Origin of the sequence: Flavobacterium sp., from assembly GCF_046296355.1 — a bacterium.
In the GTDB taxonomy this organism is placed as follows: Bacteria; Bacteroidota; Bacteroidia; order Flavobacteriales; family Flavobacteriaceae; genus Flavobacterium.
Genome location: NZ_JBKBLM010000019.1, coordinates 1 through 12,924 on the forward strand (window position 1 = coordinate 1; position 12,924 = coordinate 12,924).

Annotated in this window: 12 protein-coding genes; 10 read left to right on the forward strand and 2 right to left on the reverse strand. The window is 35.1% G+C overall.

Annotated features, from left to right (window positions below; translation table 11 throughout):
* Both ACK4HO_RS08670 and ACK4HO_RS08675 read right to left on the reverse strand, forming a co-directional pair.
* Positions 1–130 (reverse strand): BatA domain-containing protein (locus tag ACK4HO_RS08670; RefSeq protein ID WP_409665029.1); only part of this gene is annotated, 130 nt, incomplete at its 3' end.
* A gap of 59 nt (positions 131–189) precedes the next feature.
* Complete coding sequence (locus ACK4HO_RS08675; RefSeq protein ID WP_409664925.1) at positions 190–1,533, reverse strand: DEAD/DEAH box helicase; 1,344 nt, start codon at positions 1,531–1,533, stop codon at positions 190–192.
* 242 nt (positions 1,534–1,775) lie between these two features.
* On the opposite strand from ACK4HO_RS08675, the gene ACK4HO_RS08680 reads away from it, so the two are divergent.
* The 10 genes from ACK4HO_RS08680 to ACK4HO_RS08725 all read left to right on the forward strand — a co-directional run bounded on the left by ACK4HO_RS08680 (position 1,776) and on the right by ACK4HO_RS08725 (position 12,924).
* Positions 1,776–2,516 carry a LytR/AlgR family response regulator transcription factor gene (locus ACK4HO_RS08680; RefSeq protein ID WP_409664927.1) on the forward strand — a complete coding sequence of 247 codons (741 nt, stop codon included), beginning with the start codon at positions 1,776–1,778 and terminating at the stop codon, positions 2,514–2,516.
* A gap of 3 nt (positions 2,517–2,519) precedes the next feature.
* Positions 2,520–4,448, forward strand: coding sequence for a histidine kinase dimerization/phosphoacceptor domain -containing protein (locus tag ACK4HO_RS08685; protein WP_409664929.1), 1,929 nt, complete (start codon positions 2,520–2,522; stop codon positions 4,446–4,448).
* Between the two features lie 144 nt (positions 4,449–4,592).
* The gene (locus ACK4HO_RS08690; RefSeq protein WP_409664931.1) at positions 4,593–5,333 is read left to right on the forward strand and encodes a hypothetical protein; all 741 of its coding nucleotides are present in this window, start codon (positions 4,593–4,595) and stop codon (positions 5,331–5,333) included.
* A 75-nt stretch (positions 5,334–5,408) separates the two neighbouring features.
* Complete coding sequence (locus ACK4HO_RS08695; RefSeq protein ID WP_409664932.1) at positions 5,409–5,918, forward strand: nuclear transport factor 2 family protein; 510 nt, start codon at positions 5,409–5,411, stop codon at positions 5,916–5,918.
* A gap of 61 nt (positions 5,919–5,979) precedes the next feature.
* On the forward strand, positions 5,980–6,918 hold the full coding sequence (locus tag ACK4HO_RS08700) for an NAD-dependent epimerase/dehydratase family protein (RefSeq protein ID WP_409664934.1): 939 nt from the start codon (positions 5,980–5,982) through the stop codon (positions 6,916–6,918).
* A 12-nt stretch (positions 6,919–6,930) separates the two neighbouring features.
* Positions 6,931–7,380 (forward strand): VOC family protein, encoded by a 450-nt coding sequence (locus ACK4HO_RS08705; RefSeq protein WP_409664936.1) that lies wholly within the window; start codon positions 6,931–6,933, stop codon positions 7,378–7,380.
* Positions 7,377–8,555 (forward strand): DUF1624 domain-containing protein, encoded by a 1,179-nt coding sequence (locus ACK4HO_RS08710; protein ID WP_409664938.1) that lies wholly within the window; start codon positions 7,377–7,379, stop codon positions 8,553–8,555. The genes ACK4HO_RS08705 and ACK4HO_RS08710 overlap by 4 nt, the downstream gene beginning before the upstream one ends.
* A gap of 23 nt (positions 8,556–8,578) precedes the next feature.
* Complete coding sequence (locus ACK4HO_RS08715) at positions 8,579–10,312, forward strand: amidohydrolase family protein (RefSeq protein WP_409664940.1); 1,734 nt, start codon at positions 8,579–8,581, stop codon at positions 10,310–10,312.
* Between the two features lie 24 nt (positions 10,313–10,336).
* Entirely contained in the window at positions 10,337–11,656 is a 1,320-nt protein-coding gene (locus ACK4HO_RS08720) for an APC family permease (protein ID WP_409664941.1), read from the forward strand.
* A 5-nt stretch (positions 11,657–11,661) separates the two neighbouring features.
* Positions 11,662–12,924, forward strand: coding sequence for a DUF418 domain-containing protein (locus ACK4HO_RS08725; protein WP_409664943.1), 1,263 nt, complete (start codon positions 11,662–11,664; stop codon positions 12,922–12,924).

Consider the following 12,924-nt stretch of genomic DNA (forward strand, 5'->3'; position numbering starts at 1 on the left):
AAAGTTCTTTTAGGAATTGTACGTTGGTGAAGTATTCTTTCTTAAAACGTCGCAATTGAAATAAATGCACCAAAATTGGAATCACCAATAAAAAAAGAAAATATAGAATTTCCGGGTGTTTGAATTGCATTCATCTAAAGTTTGTCAAAAATAGTAATCAATTGTCAATTATCAATTACCATTAAGGAATTATTTCTTCTTTCTCTTCGCAGCTCTGTTCTTCAAAATATTTCTATTCACCGAAGTGCCGGTTTTCTTCTTCGTTTTCGATGGTCCGCCAAGATTGACTTTGGTGTTTTTCTTGGCTTTTTCGTGAAAAGATGCGCCGCCTTCCAGTTTGTTTGTTTTCAAAATCACTTTCATTTTCTTTCTGTCTTTCTCAAACTCAAGCAAGCGTTCCGCAATGACAACTTCTTTTGGTAAAGCCAAAAACTTCAGTTCTTTTTCCATCAGCATTTCGGCCTCAATCATGATTTCTTCTTCTCTCGGACTAATCAAACTAATCGCAATACCCGATTTATCGGCACGACCGGTTCTACCGATACGGTGAATGTATTGTTCTTGAATTTCGGGAAACTCCACGTTGATTACATGGGTGATGTCTGAAATATCCAAACCTCTCGCCATTACGTCGGTAGTAACAATTCCGCGGATTTCTCCGGCTTGGAATGTGGCCATAGTTTGTAAACGGTAGTTCTGTGACTTGTTAGAGTGAATGGTTCCAAATTGCTCCGGGTAAACTTCTTCTAATTTATCGGCTAATAAATCTGCTGTTTTTTTATTATTGACAAAAAGCAATACACGTTCGTATGCGTCGTCTTTTAGTAATTCGATTATCAAATTGACTTTCGTCAAAAAATTAGGTGTTTTGTAACCCAATTGTTCAATTTGTTCCAATGGCGTTCCGCTTGGTGCCAAAGAAACTTCTTCCGGAAAATCAAAATATTCGTCCAACATGCCATCAACCTCATCGGTCATAGTAGCTGAAAACAAGATATTCTGACGTTTGGTTTTAATCATTGTTAAAATAGAAGTCACTTGGGTTCGGAAACCTAAATTCAGGATTTGGTCAAATTCATCAATCACTAGTTTTTGCAAACTATCAAAACGAATAACGTTGTCCAATGCCAAATCCATAATTCTTCCCGGCGTACCAACCAAGACGTCGATTCCTTGATAAACAGCTTTCTTTTGCGTATTGATGTTTACACCACCGTAAACGCCTATAGTTCGCACTGACATGAATTGGGTAAGCTTTTCAACTTCGGCCGCAATTTGAACTACTAATTCACGCGTGGGAACCAATATGACAACTCTTGGCGTATCAGTCGCAACAAATTTCCATTGTTTTAAAATGGGTAAAAGGTAAGCGAATGTTTTTCCGGTACCGGTTTGGGCAATTCCCATCATATCACGACCGGACATAATCACCGAAAAGGATTTTTCTTGAATAGGTGTTGGCGTGGTCAAACCTAATTCATCGACGGCTTTTTGTAGTGATTTTGGAAGATTGAATTGCTCAAAAGTGCTCATGTTATCTGTAATTTGCCGCAAAGGTAAGGAATTCTATTTTGGGAATATTTTACTAGATTGCTTTTTGCTAATTGACAAATAATCAATAGAATTTGGTTTTAATTAATACTGAGTTTCTTACTATTCAATTATTTTACTATATTTATAAATTAAAATTTCATTTAGTTTTCCATTGCCACCTCAAATACGCCTATAGTTTTAACCTGCAAAACTAATCTAGTAACCAACTTAAACCCTAGTTGATGAGTACAATGCAATCTGTATTGATAGTTGAGGACGAAATGATTATAGCGGCAAATATATCCATGCAACTAAATCATCTGGGATACCAAGTAAACGGTATCATCCCAAGAGCCGAAGAAGTATTGCCACACATTAAGCAACAAGTTCCCGATATTCTTTTGATGGATATTAATTTAAAAGGTGAAATGGATGGTATTGAATTGGCCGGTTTAATTCTGAACGAATATAAAATTCCTATAATTTACTTAACGGCAAATTCAGATGAAGCTCATTTTAACCGAGCAAAATCAACGAATCCTTATGCTTTTATTTCCAAGCCCTTTAAGAAAATCGATTTACAACGAGCGATTGAATTAACCATTATTCGGGTTGCAGAAGAGAAAAGTAATAAGTCTAACGAAGAAATTACGAACGAGCCTTTTTTGCTTAGCGATTCTATTTTTGTACGCCATCATGATAAAATGGTGAAAATTAATATCAATGATATCCTTTACATTGAAGCCGAACGCAATTACTGTAAAATACATTGCAAAGACAAAGAACACTTGATTGTTTCTACATTAAAAGATTTAGAAGAAAAATTGACGGTTAATCATCTGATGCGAATTCACCGTTCGTTTATTGTAAATTTATTTCACATCGATGAAATAGCTAATAATCATGTAGTTATTGCCAGAAAAGCCATTCCGCTGAGTGCTGAGTTAAAAAAGCAATTGTTACTTCACATCCAAAAGATTTAAATAATGAAGACCTTTATTTTAGTCTTATTCCTAATCATTTCTCAAGTATTATTTTCTCAATCAAAACAGCAATTATCTTCAAAAGAAGCTTTGCGCTTGAGTGATAAATACAAAGAAAAGGCAAGTTGGTTCACCGATATGCCTCAATATAATCCTGACAGTACTGCTTTTTATGTGGCTAAAGCCATTAAAGTTTTAAATCCAAACGAGCCAACACATCGCAATAAATTGTCACAATTGCAATTTGACAGCAATAAAGATATGATTAGCGGACTTCCAAATGCTGAAAAGGATTCGATATTGAAAGTCCAATGGTCCGATTATGAAGAATTAGATATAGAAGTAACCGAAAACCGAATTTTACAATATGAATATTTGGTTTTTTGGGCGAATGTCAAACTTCAAAAAGGGGATTCAAAAGCTTCTTTAGATTTGTTTGAAAAGGCTTTGGCTTTAATCCATAAAAATGATAAACCAGATGTGAAGGCAAGAATGACTTTGGATAAAGGGTTATATTACGGTTTTTATGGTTTGGAGGCAGAAAAAAAACTGTCACTTAAGTATTTAAAGGAAAGCTTAGTTTTTTATAAAAAGAATTACAAAAAGTATCCTTCAGAATATTATATGATTAACGCCGAATTGCAATATTATTACACCAGTAAAAATATAGATTCTGCGTACTATTATCTTAATGAGGTTAAAGCAATACTAAAGAATTTCAAAAAACCTTTGTGCCATATTTGGTATTATTCCTCATTAGGAAGTTATCTCATAGGAAAAAAGCACAATTATGAGGAAGGAAGGACCAATATTAACAAAACCATTGAATTAATAGAAGCCTACCATTTTGAGGATTACTATGGTTATTGCCTTGAGCGATTAGCTGATATTGATTACTATACTAAAAATTATGATCAAGCGATTGATAACTACACTAAAGCGCGTGATGTTTATCTTAAAAACAATGACCATTATAGTGCTATTAATGCCTTAAATAATATAGCCGATACTTATGAAGCCAAAGGAGATTTAGCCAATGCCTTAAAGTTTAAAAAACAATATTATACAGAATCATTAGCTTCTCAAAAGGAATTGAACGACCGAAGTTTACGCGAAAGTGAATTAAAAGTAAATGTCATAAACCAAGAAAAAGAGCTGACACAAAAAAGTAACCTTCAAATTTTCTTTATAGTGGCTTTAGGTTTGTGTTCAATTTTATTACTATTAATCTATCGAAATGTTCGACTCAAACAAAAAAGCAATTTAAAATTAGCGGCTGTTAATCATGAACTCGAAGATAAAAACAACTTGTTGGACAAGCGCAATGCTGAAAATGAACTTTTACTCAAAGAAATCCACCATCGGGTGAAGAACAATCTTGAAGTCGTTTCCAGTTTATTGGCACTACAATCCGCACAAATTGATGATCAAAATACCAAAGATACCATGGCAGAAAGCCAGAATCGTGTGAATTCAATAGGTATCGTTCATCAAAAATTGTATCAAGGAACCAATCTTGGCGCGGTAGAAATGAAAGATTATTTCTTAAATCTCAGCGAAAGCATACTCGAAAGTTTTGGAGCCGAAAAACGCATTGATTTAAAATTGGCGATGGATAATCTCGATTTAGACATTGACACCGCAGTTCCGTTAGGTTTAATAGTGAACGAATTGTTGACAAACACCATCAAATACGCTTTTCCAAAAGGCGAAAACGGAACCATTACTATCAAGCTTCACAAACAAGACAACAATATTCTCCGATTGGAAGTTGCCGACAATGGCGTTGGAAAATCGGGTATCACCCACGGAACAGGCTTTGGCGGTCAATTGATATCATTGTTAACACATCAATTAAATGGTACCATGACAGAAGAAAATCTAAAAGGCACAACCGTTATTTTTGATTTCAAATTGAAAAAAGCCGGTTAATCATTTCCCTAGATAAATAAAACCTATACTTCGGACAGTTTTTTAACGGTTTCGTCCTAAATCTCATTTTTTTATATTTGATTATCAGTTATTTAGAGGTAGAATTAATAGTTAATTCTGTCAAACCAATAAAAACTAATAATCATGAAAAACAATTTTAACTCCGTGATGAAGATTCTTCTTCTCACGATGCTTATCCCTTTCTTAGGTATAAGCCAAAACAAAAATGTGATTTCCACCACTCGTTTATTTCCAAAAGTTGACAAACAACTGGAATTTGAAAAAGCATTAGCCACTCATGCTCAAAAGTACCACACCGGAGATGTAAAATGGCGTGTATTTGAAATTGCATCCGGACCCGATGCCGGAGGATTTCATATAGTGGAAGGACCAAAAACTTGGGAATCAGAAGACGTTAGAGGTGATATCAATGTGGCACACAACAATGATTGGCATAAAGGCGTAACCATCTATTTAACTGATAAATATTCTAGTGGTTATTCTGTTTACATCGATTCGTTAAGTACAGTTGCAATTGGCGATTACTCTGATAAAGTACAAGTTTCACATGTTTATCCTAAAATAGGTTGTTCTTATAAAGTAGCTACAATGATAAAACAATTAAAAGCTGCTTGGGAAGCACAAGGTGTAACGGTTGCGGTATATGAAACAAATGCTTCCGGAACTGCACAATTTGCAATTGCAAGACGATACAAACAAGGTCTAAAAGAAAAAGAAGTGGGTTTTAGAAAATCATTTGTGGATGCTTTCGAAAAAATACATGGTAAAGGTTCGTGGGGAATTTACAATGATAATGTTAAAGAATATATCGATGAACAATGGAGCGAATTAATTTTTTACCGAGCTGATTTGAGTTCGAAATAACAATACTAATTAGTGTGTTACCCAAAACCTACAGGATTTCAAGCGTCTTGTAGGTTTTATTTAAAACCAAACATTATGAAAAAATTTATATTACTAGGACTTGCGATAGTATTCTTCGCATCGTGCAACGAAAAACAACGTTACACCCAACAATCATCGGAAATCGATACTTATAAAAAAGTAATGGATGATTATAGAAAAAAGGATTGGACAAATACAGCAAGTTTTTATGCCGATACTGCAAAAATTGCCAACAATGTGGTTAAAGAAAAGGCATTAACGGTTGCACAAGCCCTAGAACAAAACAAAGAAGATGCCAAATTATTCGATTGGAAAGTAGAAGATATGGATGCTGAAATGGTAGTTACCGATAAAGGCGAAACTTGGGTAAATTACTGGGGAACATGGAGAGGAACGATGAAGTCAACGGGTAAAGTTTATGTTATTCCTTTTCATTCTACTGCTCAGTTTATTGAGGGTAAAATTGTGAAAGAGGATGGCTACTGGAATACTTCAGAAATAGTGGCGGATATGCTTAAACAACCTGAAACTACAATGCCAACTGAAACAGTGTCTGAAAAATAATTATTAATTCAACAACCTACAAGGCTCAAAAATCTTGTAGGTTTTTTTAATAGAATTAAAGATGAAAAAAGTAGGCATCATTGGTGGTTCGGGTTTTATCGGAAGCTATATCACCAAAACATTTTTAGAAAATGATTACCAAGTAAAAGTATCTGCTACCGATATCACTCGCGAAGACAAATACCAACATTTGATGAACTTGAAAAATGCTGAGAATTTATACATCAGCGAATTAGAGATTACTGATAAAGAACAATTGGAAGACTTTGTTTCAGATTGTGATTATGTCATTCACGGTGGAACACCATTTATATTAGACTTTCAAGATGCAGAAAGGGAATTATTTGAACCAACGATTAATGGTACTATAAACTTTTTAGAAGTGATTAATAAAACTCCGGGAATTGAGAAAGTAGTTTTAATTGCTTCCGTAGCCGGATGGAATACTAATTTTCCAATGCCGGCAAACGGAAGGGATTTTTACGACACCTTTGACGAAACACATGCAAGATTTACCAGCAAAGACAGCCATCCTTATGCGCAAGCTAAATTCATTGCCAATCAAGTGGTAGAGCAATTTATTAAAAATAATCCTAGACTTTCTTACGAAATCAGTACTGTTTCACCGGTAATGGTAATGGGAAAAGCACTTTCAAACAGAGAAGATTCAACTTCGGGAGGATTACAATTTCTAATCAAAAACAAAATAGCGCCCGATGATTTCATCCAATTTTTATATGATAACGATGTGCCATTTGCTATTGTAGATGTTGCCGATGTTGCTCAGGCTACTTTTAAAGTTACTACGACTAAAGGCTTACATGGCAAAGATTATTTGTTAAGCAGCGAAACTTTTAAAGTGTCAGATGTTCATTTAATGCTTAACCATCAAGAACCGAAAGAAAAAGCCCAAATAGTTTATAAAAGTGATTTGGCTAAAAACGATTTACGAATGCAATTCAGAACCGTGAAAGAAACTTTGAATAATTACAACAATTAAAAACTTATCAAATTGAAAACTACATTTTTAGCGTTTATATTATTTGCGTCTTTCGGAAAAGTATACGCACAAGAGACAACAAACTTTTCCTTTAACCATTTAGCATTATCAGTCAAAAATCTCGATGAGTCAGCTGCTTTCTATATCGAAGTTTTAGGCTTGCAAGAAATCACCAACAAGACCAAAATCGAAGGCATTCGCTGGTTTTCTCTTAGCGAAGGAAAAGAATTGCATTTGATTTCTATTCTAAAAGAACCGGTTACGATTAATAAAGCAGTTCATTTTGCGCTTTCTACTACAAATTTTGATAACTTTATCAAAAGGTTAGAGGAGAAGCAGATAACTTATTCTGATTGGCCTGGTGTTACCAATAAAGTAACCCTGAGAGCTGATGGAATAAAGCAAGTATACTTTCAAGACCCAAGCGGTTATTGGATTGAAGTTAATAGCGTTCAAAAATGATAGAAACAATTGTAAAACCCAGAATACAATCCATCGACCTTTTGAAAGGTATGGTAATGGTGATTATGGCACTAGACCACGTTAGAGATTACTTTCATTATTCCGCTTTCTTTTTTGATGCTACCGATCCGGAGCAAACTACATGGCCAATCTTCTTTACTCGATTTATAACCCATTTTTGCGCACCGGCGTTTAGTTTCCTAGCCGGAACTTCTGCGTTTATGATTGGCAAAAGAAAATCACTGTCTGAATTGTCAAGTTTCTTGTTCAAACGCGGACTGTGGTTGGTTTTCGTTGAGATAATCATTGTTAATTTAGGATGGAAATTTGATTTAAACTTCACCCATATCAGTTTGGCAACTATTTGGCAATTAGGTGTTAGTATGATTGTTTTGGCAGTATTAATTCATCTTCCCAAAAAAGTGATTCTGGCGTTTAGTTTGGTTGTTATTTTTGGACACAATTTGTTAGACAATATCCATTTTGACGGTAGCTATTTTTGGGCTATGATTCACCAACCGCAAAAAATTGAATTTGCAGAAGGACATTTGGTTGTTTTTGCCTATTCATTATTGCCTTGGATTGCTGTAATGTCATTGGGTTATTGCTTTGGTTCACTTTACGACAGTTCTTTTGAGGCTCAAAAAAGAACCCGAATCTTAAATAGTTTAGGAATAGGCTGTATGGCACTTTTCTTTATTTTGATAGCATTCAATACTTATGGTGATCCGATAAAATGGACCAATTATGGCGATACTTCCAAAACACTAATGTCAATTTTTAATGTTAGCAAATATCCTCCATCTTTAATGTATTTACTGGTAACATTGGGTTGCAGCCTTCTCTTTTTGGCGAATACCGAAAAACTAAAAGGCAAAGTCGTTAATTTCTTTTGCTTGTTTGGACGAGTTCCCTTTTTCTATTATATCCTTCATATTTACCTGATACATTTATTGGCAGTTTTCACAGCAGAATTCACTGGATTTGGTTGGCAAATTATGGTTTCAATGCCCACATTTGTCACAAGAGTTGAAGCTTTGAAAGGATACGGGTTTAATTTGATTACGGTCTATCTCGTTTGGATTCTAGTGATTATTTTACTTTATCCTTTGTGTAAAAAATTCGATGCTTATAAACAAAACCACAAAGAAAAATGGTGGCTGAGTTATTTGTAAAACAACCTTAATAATTGAGTATTATGAAAAAACTACTAAACTTCGTATTGCTAATTTCTTGTAATTTCCTTTTCGCCCAAACGTACATTACCAACGTAACAGTTGCCGATGTAGAAAAGCAAAAATTAATTCCCAATCAAACGGTAGTTGTAACCAAGGATTTAATTTCAAATATCCAATCGAGCACTAAAATTAAAATCCCTGCAAATGCCACAATAATTGATGGTAAAGGCAAATTTCTATTCCCGGGATTGGTGGATGCGCACATTCATTTCTTTCAAAATGGTGGCTTGTATACACGTCCGGATGCCATTGATTTTAGAAGTAAAATGCCTTATAATAAAGAAATCGCCTTGGCACACAACACCATGGAAGACAAACTACGCAGGTATTTGCAAAATGGAATTACCACAGTAATCGATGTTGGTGCTACTTATAGTTTTTTAAAGCAAAGAAAAGATTTTGCTATTAAAGATTTTGCACCAACTGTTTATATGACAGGACCATTGGCTACAACATATGAACCATCAGTCTATCTGAATTTAAAAGAAGACGAACCTTTTAACTTGGTCAAAACCGTTGATGATGGTATTAAAATGGTACAAAACCAATTACCGTTAAATCCTGATTTTATTAAAATTTGGTACATCACTTCCCGAGACAAAGATGGCATAGAAGCTAGTGCGAGAAAGAACTTGCCCATTATCAAAGCAATAATTGAGGAAGCCCACAAAAACAAACTAAAAGTTGCGGTTCACGCTACAGAAAGAATTACTGCGCAATTGGCTGTGGAGGTTGGCTGCGATTTTTTAGTGCACAGTGTTGATGATGAATTGTTGAAAGACGATTTTGTCCAATTGCTCAAAAAGAACAAAACCATTCTTTGCCCAACATTAATTGTTCACGATGGCTACGTCAATACTTTTGGCCAAAACTTGCAATTTACCAACCATGATTTATTAAAATCTGATCCATATCAATTGGGTTCTTTACTCGATTTAAGGCATTTGCCCGATACTTTACTTATCAACAATTACAAAAGAAGTATGAATTCTAAAGACTTTGCTGCCGATGTTGTGAAGGACAATTTAACTTGTATGCAAAACCTAAAAAAGCTATCCGATGCCGGTGTTTTAATTGCCACCGGAACTGATGCCGGAAACATTGGTACTTTACACGCTTCCTCTTATTTAGCCGAATTAAAAGCCATGCAAAAAAGCGGCATGAGCATATGGCAAATCATTCAGGCATCAACAATTAATGGTGCCAAAGTGTTGGATAAAGAAAATGAATTTGGAACCATTAGTATTGGAAAAAAGGCCAATTTGATTTTGCTGGATAACAATCCGATTGAAGACTTGGATAATATTGCTAAAATTAATCGGGTTATCAATCGCGGCGTAGTTTTTAATCCGTCGGATTTAATTCCGGAAACACCTGAGGCTTTAGCACAGCGCCAATTAAATGCTTACAATCTCAGAGATTTGGAGGCTTTTTTGGAACCTTACGCTGAGGATGTTGAAATCTATAATTATCCTAACGAACTGCAATCTAAAGGAAAAGAAATGATGCGCCAAGGTTATGCGGGAATGTTTAAATCAGTGACCAATTTACATTGCGAATTAAAAGAGCGAATAGTGCAAGGCAATATAGTAATTGATAAAGAACGAGTTCAATTTGGAGATAAATTCGTCGAAGCCGTGGCAATTTACCATATAGAAAACGGTAAAATTAAGAAGGTCTATTTTATCAATTAATTATAAATAATCACCAAGCAACTAATGACAAATCAAAAAACGAATCATTTAAAAAAAGCCCTTGGCGTTGGTTTTGGGATTGCCATTTTAGTCGGAAGTTCAATCGGCGTCGGTATTCTCAGAACACCGGGAACCATTGCCGGAGTGCTCGATAATTATTGGCTTATCATTGCCTGTTGGCTTGTTGGTGGCGTGTATGTTTTAATTGGTGTAGGAACCTATGCCGAATTGGCGACTATGCTTCCCAAAGCCGGTGGTTCTTATAATTATATCAAAAGAGCTTTCGGAAATTATGCCGGCTTCTTAACCGGTTGGTATGATTTTATCAATAATGCTTTAGCACCAGCGCTATTTTGTATTGTGATTAGTGAATTCATAGTGGTTTTATTTCCAAGTTTGAAAAGTCAGATCACCATTATTGCTCTCGGACTTTTGGTTGCTTTTACCTTACTTCATTCCAGTGGAATAAAAAGCGGAAGCATTATGCAACAAATAACAAGCATCATCAAAGTCTTATTTTTTGTTGGCTTTATAGTAGCTTGCTTTAGGTATTCGGGTGTAAAATTCGACCCCACTGAAAGCCATTCTTCTATTCTTGAAATGAGTGTGATTATTGGTTTTTTCAAATCGCTTCAAATGGTTTTGGGGACATATGAAGGTTGGAGTTCAGGTTGCTTTTTTGCAGAAGAAGATGAAAATCCTAGTAAAAATATTCCTAAATCATTGTATAGCGGAGCTATAGTGGTTATAGTGATTTATGTCATTATGAATATGGCTTTTTTGTATGTTTTACCGGTTTCTGCATTAGCCAATTCAACATTTGTGGCTTCAGATGTAGCCAACGTTGTTTTTGGACAAAACGGTAGTGTTATCGTAACCGTTATCGCTGTATTCTCCATCTTGGGAATTCTTAACGCTTACATGATGATTCCGGCAAGAATTTTATTTGGATTGAGTCGGGATGGATTTTTTATCCAAAAGGGAACAACGGTTAATAAAGGCGGAACACCAATCGTAACGCTCCTGATTTCTTCCTCAATCGCTTTTGTAATGATTTGTATCGGTTCGTTTGAAATCCTATTTTCTTTGGGTGCTTTCATGGCAGTTATTGTGTGGGGATTTGCTTATGCAGCCTTAATCAAACTCCGAATTTCAGAACCTGATTTGCCTAGACCTCATAAATCTTGGGGCTATCCGTTGACTTCAATAATCATGGTATTATTTTCTATAGCTTTATTTTTTGGATTTGCCTATAGTGACCGTAAAAGTTTCTTAATCATCACGATTATTACCTTACTTTCTTATCCCATTTTTTTATTACTAAATCGTACCCATAAAAATTAACAATTATGACAAAAGCTACAGTAACCAACGTCCCAATTCAAAATCACGAACGCGAAATCTTTATGGACGCTCTGCGAGGTTTTGCTGTTCTTGGAATATTCATTGCCAACTTGAATTTTCTTAGTCATTACCAGGGTTCAGATAACGCTATCGGACCTTGGCTACTGAAAGGTTCAGACGATACTATGAGTTTTTTGCATCATATGTTTATTGAAGGCAAATTCTATTCTATTTTTAGTTTATTGTTTGGTTGGGGCATTGCATTGCAAATCAAACGCGGCTTAGCTAAAGAGGTTGATGTTTTACCAATTATCAAAAGAAGACTTCGGATAATGTTGCTGCTTGGCGCAATGCACTTACTCATTTGGATAGGCGATATTGTCTTTTTTTATGCGTTGTTAGGTTTTATATTATTACCGCTTCGAAAGTTTTCTGACAGAACATTATTAACCACTGGTATTATACTCATCCTTTCGCCTATATTGTTGTATTGGTTAAAAATGACCTTTCCGGTGCTGAATTTTCCAGCACAATTATTATATCAAACCGGAGATGATTTGAGGGATAAGTTAACCAATATCAATAGCAAAGCTACTTACATCGATTTTATGCAAAACGGAAGTTGGTTTGACCATCTTAAAAGAAATATTAGTGGTATTTTCTATCGTTACGGCTACTTGTTCTTTGTGAGCAGAATTCCAAAAGTACTGGGGATGTTTCTAATTGGTTATGTCATTGGTCGTTCTGATTTTTATAAGAATTTGGCCCAAAACAAAAAAATAATCTACTGGATTATCGGACTTGGTTTGCTAATCGGTTTACCGGCTAATTATCAATTGGCACAATACATGTCGGCACCCGGAGACGCTTATTTCGATTTAAAAATCAATGGTTGGTATGAAACTATTGTTTATGCACTTGGTGTTGTTCCTTTGGCTTTGGCTTATGTAGGCATTTTGATGTTGGGTTTTCAAACGACCATTGGTCACAAAATATTACTTATAATTTCGCCTGTCGGCAAAATGGCCTTTAGCAATTACTTAATGCATTCGCTGATAGGGAATTTCGTTTTCCTCGGTGCCGGATTGGGTTATATGGGACAAGTTGGGCCGGTTTATTACACGCTTTTTGCTATCTTAGTATTTATTTTCCAAATTATTTTAAGTACTATTTGGTTGAAAAATTTCCAATACGGACCGATAGAATGGCTTTGGCGCTCGTTGACTTACAAGAAAAAGCAAGTATTCAGAATAAATTCAAATCAGTAA

Coding starts and splice junctions, on each gene's coding strand:
- ACK4HO_RS08675 (WP_409664925.1), bottom strand. CDS start 1,533: ATGAGCACTTTTGAGCAATTCAATCTTCCAAAATCACTACAAAAAGCC.
- ACK4HO_RS08680 (WP_409664927.1), top strand. CDS start 1,776: ATGAGTACAATGCAATCTGTATTGATAGTTGAGGACGAAATGATTATA.
- ACK4HO_RS08685 (WP_409664929.1), top strand. CDS start 2,520: ATGAAGACCTTTATTTTAGTCTTATTCCTAATCATTTCTCAAGTATTA.
- ACK4HO_RS08690 (WP_409664931.1), top strand. CDS start 4,593: ATGAAAAACAATTTTAACTCCGTGATGAAGATTCTTCTTCTCACGATG.
- ACK4HO_RS08695 (WP_409664932.1), top strand. CDS start 5,409: ATGAAAAAATTTATATTACTAGGACTTGCGATAGTATTCTTCGCATCG.
- ACK4HO_RS08700 (WP_409664934.1), top strand. CDS start 5,980: ATGAAAAAAGTAGGCATCATTGGTGGTTCGGGTTTTATCGGAAGCTAT.
- ACK4HO_RS08710 (WP_409664938.1), top strand. CDS start 7,377: ATGATAGAAACAATTGTAAAACCCAGAATACAATCCATCGACCTTTTG.
- ACK4HO_RS08715 (WP_409664940.1), top strand. CDS start 8,579: ATGAAAAAACTACTAAACTTCGTATTGCTAATTTCTTGTAATTTCCTT.
- ACK4HO_RS08720 (WP_409664941.1), top strand. CDS start 10,337: ATGACAAATCAAAAAACGAATCATTTAAAAAAAGCCCTTGGCGTTGGT.
- ACK4HO_RS08725 (WP_409664943.1), top strand. CDS start 11,662: ATGACAAAAGCTACAGTAACCAACGTCCCAATTCAAAATCACGAACGC.